Genomic DNA, 4,995 nt, shown 5'->3' on the forward strand with positions numbered 1-4,995 from the left:
CGAGAACCTGGTTGAGCTCGGCAAGCAGCGTGCCGGCGCGCGCGGTGACGACCAGTTCGGTCGGCTCGTAAGCGACGATTCCCTGGTAGCTCCCGACGGCGAGGAGATCACCGCGTTCTTCGCCGCCGTAGAAGCGCTTGCTGCCTCCGCCGCGGATCGCCAGGCGGCCGCCGGTACGGGCCGCTTGGCGGACTTGCTCGGACCACTCGTCGATCAGCGTAGTCATGCCTGCCCCGGCGCGCTGGCAGCGCTTCCGGCGCGCGCCTGGGTGTATTCCCGGCAGCGCGCCAGCGTGGGAATTCCCTTGCCGGGATTGAGCAGGCCGGCTTCGTCGAAGGCCGCTTTCAAACGGTGAAACGCGGCAATTTCGGCGGTGCTGAACTGTTCGGCCATCAGCATCACCTTTTCCAGGCCAACGCCGTGCTCGCCGGTGATCGTTCCGCCGAAGCGCACCGACAATTCGAGAATGTCGGCGCCAAAAGCTGCGGCGCGCTCCAGCTCACCGGCCTGGTTGGCGTCGTACATGATCAGCGGATGGAGGTTGCCGTCACCGGCGTGGAAGACGTTGGCGCAGCGCAGGCCGTACTTTTCGGACAGGCCGCCGATCGCCTCGAGCATCTCCGCCAGGTGCTTGCGGGGAATCGTTCCATCCATGCACAGGTAATCCGGCGTCATTCGACCGACGGCCGGAAAAGCCGCCTTGCGGCCCGCCCAGAACCGCAAGCGCTCGGCTTCGTTCTGCGACACGCGGATCATCGAGGCACCACTCTTTTCGATGACCGCGGTCATCCGGCCAATTTCCTCGGCGACCTCTTCCGGCGTACCGTCGGATTCGCAGAGCAGGATGGCCTCGGCGTTCATGTCGTAACCCGCGTTGACGTAGGGTTCGACAGCGTGAATAGCCTTCTTGTCCATCATCTCCAGGCCGGCCGGAATGATCCCGGCGCCGATGATGCTGGCCACCGCATCACCCGCCTTGCGCACGTCGGCGAACGAGGCAATGACGACCTGGGCAAGTTCCGGCTTGGGTGTCAGCCTGACGGTGATTTCGCTGATCATCGCGAGGAGGCCTTCCGAACCATTGATCAGAGCGAGCAGATCGTAGCCGGCAGCATCGAGCGCCGCGCTGCCGAACTCCACCACATCGCCTTCGATCGTCAGACCACGCACGCGCAGGACGTTATGCACGGTCAGGCCATACTTCAGGCAATGCACGCCGCCGGCGTTTTCGGCGACGTTGCCGCCGATTGTGCACGCGATCTGCGACGACGGGTCGGGTGCGTAATAGAGGCCGTAAGGCGCAGCCGCTTCCGAAACGGCCAGGTTGCGCACGCCCGGTTGGACCACTGCCGTCCGCGCCAGCGGGTCAAGCTTGACGATCTTCTTGAGTTTGGCCAGCGAAACGACGACGCCGTCAGGGTGCGGCGTGGCGCCGCCTGACAAGCCGGTTGCCGCGCCGCGCGCCACGACGGGCGCGTGCAGCGCGTGGCAGATGCGCAGGACGGCCTGGGTCTGCGCTTCGTCTTCGGGCAGCGCGACGAGCAATGGCAGGTGGCGATACGCGGTCAGCCCGTCGCAATCATAAGGCCGCATCTCTTCTTCGTCGGCCAGCAGGGCATGCGCCGGGAGCACCGCGCGCAAACGGCTGATGAGGACCGCTCGGTCGACCGTAAAACGCTGGTCGGGAAGGCCTGTTGCGCTGCTCATGGGCTACCCCCGGAGTTGGAAGTGGAACGTTGGCGTCTACCCTCGGCAGCTAGAATACTACAGTTCTCCTTGCGGCGCGCGGGTCTGACGGGCGAGCGTAGGGATGCTCCTGTCGTAGTCTGCGGCCAGGGCAGAGTGCTGGCGACTGCTTGGCTGCCTGTTCCTGTCCCGAGGGTCTGTGTTGATGATCAAATATGCTGAGTGCCTGCCGGGCGCAAGGGAACGCGGCTGGCGGTCGCTGCAGCGCCCGCCGCTGCACCATCGGTCACTCGTCGAACCTCGGAGACAATCCGGTTCAATCCCTGTTCGCTGTGCCCCAGTACCTCGCTCGCCTGGGCGACCAGGGCGGTCGACGCGGCGCCGCGGCGGCCGATTTCGGCCAGCTCGCGGAACATGTCGGTAATTGCGGTCAGTTGCTTGCCCTGATCGGTCGATGAAAGGGCAATGTCCGCCAACGAGGAGGAGAGTTCGCCCACCAGCCGCAGCGTGGCGCTCAGTTGGCCCTGCGCCTGGGACAGATCAGTCTGGCTGAGGTCGATCTGCTGTTCGAGTTTCAACGCCCGCTGGTCGATGCTCGACTTGAATTCCTGGCTCACCGCGGCCAACCGGGTGCGCGCATCGGCGGCCATCGCGTTGATCTCGACGGCTGCCTTGTCACTGAGCGCAGCCAGGCGCGATACCTCATCTGCGACGACGGCGAACCCGGCGCCTGACGCACCAGCGCGCGCCGCCTCGATCGCCGCATTCAGCGCCAGAAGCTTGGTCTTCGTGGCAATGTCGTTGATCATTTTGTTCTTCTCGGCGATGTCGCGGAACCAATCGTCGATCTTGAGCATTCCGTCCTGCATTTCGCGCGAAGCGCCGGCCATTCCATTGGCGCCCTGGACGAGCGCCGACACGGCGTCGTCGAGACGTTCGATCGATTGCGAACTGGCGCTCATGGCCCGCGTTGCTTCCTGAACCTGGCGATCGGACTGCGCGGCCGAGGCGCCATTCTGGTCGACAATCCGGCCGATCACCGCAAAGCAATCCTGCGCGCGGAGCAGCGCCTCGTCCTGCGCGCGCGCGACGTCCTGCAGGGCAACCACCGAGTGCGCCAGATGGTCGACGGTTGCCTGCGTTTCCTGCGTTTGCGCGAGCAGCGAATCGACGGCGCCCTCGAGCGGGCGGCCGATCATCACGCTCAGTCGGCGGGCAAGCCATGCCGAAGCGCCTACTGCCAAGGCGAACGCCACGCACGCAGCATAGGTGCCGAAGGTAATTGAACCAAGCGCCCGCGAAAACGCATTGCCGACGCCTTTCGAGGTGAGCTCGACCGTGTTACCCAGCGTGTTGCGAATTTTCGTGACTGCCGGAAGATAGCCGTCGACGAAGGATCGTAGCGCCTGCTCGCGCTCGCCCTTGAGCGAGTTAGCCCGGATCTCGTTCTGTATCGAGCTGATCAGCGTCAGATCGAAGGAGAGGAACTCATCGATCTCGGATTTCACCGACGCGTCATCAACCTCTCTCTTCAGGCGCTCCAGGCCTTTGGTCAGGCCGGAAAAATGGTCCTCGTACGCCTGCCAGGTCGGCTCGCTGGGCGTAGTCATGAAAGCGCCCATGGCGCTCATGCTGTCCTGCAAACCCATCAGCAGTTTCTGCGCCGCCAGCGCTTGCGCCTGATGCTCCAGCATGTGGGGGCGCTGGGCAATGGCGAACAGGCCGCAAAGCAGGCTGATCAGGAATGCCACGCTCATGACGCCGACAATCATCCAGGTGAGCAGCCTGACTTTCGCCTGTAGCGACAAACTTGCGACGCGAGCGCCGATCGTAGCGAAGCTCAAACGCCGAACGAATCCGGGTTGTCGCACCACACGCACCTCCTCTCTCACCGGGCGGGGGAAAGTCAGGCCCCAGCGCCGGCTGCCGGGGCAAGAGGCGGAACGGTCAAAGCCGCGCGGTGTGCTACTTCAGCTCATCGCAGAGCTTGATCACCGCCATCAGCCGCTCCTTTTGTTCGCCGGTCACCAGCTTTTCCGCTTCAGCGGTGTTACCGGCGAGGATCAGCGGAACGACCTGGGTCTCGCGCACCCGGTTGAACTCGGCCCAGATCTTCTTCATCTCGTCAAGCTTTGCTTTCTTGTCTGCTGCAACGTTGACGTCCCGGAGCAGACTGCTGACCTTGTCGGCCGAAGTCTTGACCAGTGTCTGCTGATCCGGTCCGCGCTTGTCCGGGTTCTTGAGCATGGTCATCAACGAGTCACGAACCGGACCAATCGCCGCTCTGACGTCGGCTGTGGTCGCCGCAGCGACCGGCAGGGCAAGCGCGAGCGACAGACAAAGCGCCAGTGAGCACCATCCTTTGACCGAGTGAAGCATGCCAACCCCTCCTGAAAACGTGGCCAGTTTGATCGAAGGGAGCGTTGCCCGCTTGAGCACGACGACGCTCCCTGCTTGTTCAACGTCCGGAACTGACATTACTTGAGCACAATCGACATCCGACTGCGCGCGCCAGGCCGGTGTGCCGGCGCCGCAGCGCCAAGAGCGACACGCGGTCTTGTCGCCGATCACTCGGCCAGCGCGGCGACTGCGCCGCGGCGGTGTCCCGCTTTGGCCGCTCGTCGCAGGCAGGGTTAGAATCGCGCCTTGTCCCTGCTGCTGTTTGCCAGGTGAGACTGGCTGACATTTTTTTTGCCACGCGGCTCCGTCGTGTGCGGTAATCCGTTTTCCCATTCTGCGCGTGGTGTACGCGATGGATCGACATGCCCGGGTCCTCTTCTGACGCGTTCCGCGATTTTCCTGGCAGACGCTGGCTGAACGTCGCCCTGCGCACCGTTCACCTGGTTGGCATCGTCCTCCTCGGGGCGGCCTTGCTTGGCGCCGGAAACGTCGTCGCGGGCGCCAGCCTGACCCTCGTTTCCGGGCTGTCCATGTTGGCCGTCGACACCTGGACCAATGCGGCTCACCTGCGTGAAGTCGCCGGTTTCGGTGTACTCGTCAAACTGCTTCTGCTTGGTTTGGCCAGCGCACAGCCAGCGCTGGTGTTACCGATCTTCTGGCTGCTGATCGTCCTTTCCGCGTTGCTCGCGCACGCCCCGAGTCGCTTGCGGCATCGCCGCCTGTTCTAGCCGGAAGTGGGGCAAGGGGCAAGACGGAAGCCGATGCGGTCAGCGCGCCGGCTTTTCCACTCGTGTTAGAAGAGGCCGTCGAACAGTTGCACGTCGACGGTCTCGCCCGGTTGAACGCCGGCGCAGGCCTCGGACAGAACGACCAGGCAATTGGCTTCCGACATCGAACGCAGGATTCCCG

6 protein-coding genes are annotated in these 4,995 nt (G+C 64.1%); 1 reads left to right on the forward strand and 5 read right to left on the reverse strand.

The window, feature by feature from the left end; translation table 11 throughout:
- The 4 genes from RKP46_RS09320 to RKP46_RS09335 all read right to left on the reverse strand — a co-directional run.
- Positions 1–226, reverse strand: a 226-nt coding sequence (locus RKP46_RS09320; RefSeq protein ID WP_311106388.1) for an FAD-binding protein, incomplete at its 3' end; no start/stop codon positions are given.
- Positions 223–1,707 carry an FAD-linked oxidase C-terminal domain-containing protein gene (locus RKP46_RS09325; protein WP_311106389.1) on the reverse strand — a complete coding sequence of 495 codons (1,485 nt, stop codon included), beginning with the start codon at positions 1,705–1,707 and terminating at the stop codon, positions 223–225. The genes RKP46_RS09320 and RKP46_RS09325, both read right to left, overlap by 4 nt.
- A gap of 188 nt (positions 1,708–1,895) precedes the next feature.
- Complete coding sequence (locus RKP46_RS09330) at positions 1,896–3,443, reverse strand: methyl-accepting chemotaxis protein (protein WP_311106390.1); 1,548 nt, start codon at positions 3,441–3,443, stop codon at positions 1,896–1,898.
- 208 nt (positions 3,444–3,651) lie between these two features.
- The gene (locus RKP46_RS09335) at positions 3,652–4,065 is read right to left on the reverse strand and encodes a hypothetical protein (protein WP_311106391.1); all 414 of its coding nucleotides are present in this window, start codon (positions 4,063–4,065) and stop codon (positions 3,652–3,654) included.
- Between the two features lie 383 nt (positions 4,066–4,448).
- Here RKP46_RS09335 and RKP46_RS09340 point away from each other — a divergent pair, with 383 nt between their 5' ends.
- Positions 4,449–4,814, forward strand: coding sequence for a hypothetical protein (locus RKP46_RS09340; protein WP_311106392.1), 366 nt, complete (start codon positions 4,449–4,451; stop codon positions 4,812–4,814).
- 65 nt (positions 4,815–4,879) lie between these two features.
- On the opposite strand, the gene RKP46_RS09345 is transcribed toward RKP46_RS09340, so the two are convergent.
- The gene (locus RKP46_RS09345; protein WP_311106393.1) at positions 4,880–4,990 is read right to left on the reverse strand and encodes a hypothetical protein; all 111 of its coding nucleotides are present in this window, start codon (positions 4,988–4,990) and stop codon (positions 4,880–4,882) included.
- Positions 4,991–4,995: the final 5 nt, after the last annotated feature.

It is taken from the genome of Accumulibacter sp. (assembly GCF_031732815.1).
In the GTDB taxonomy this organism is placed as follows: domain Bacteria; phylum Pseudomonadota; class Gammaproteobacteria; order Burkholderiales; family Rhodocyclaceae; genus Accumulibacter.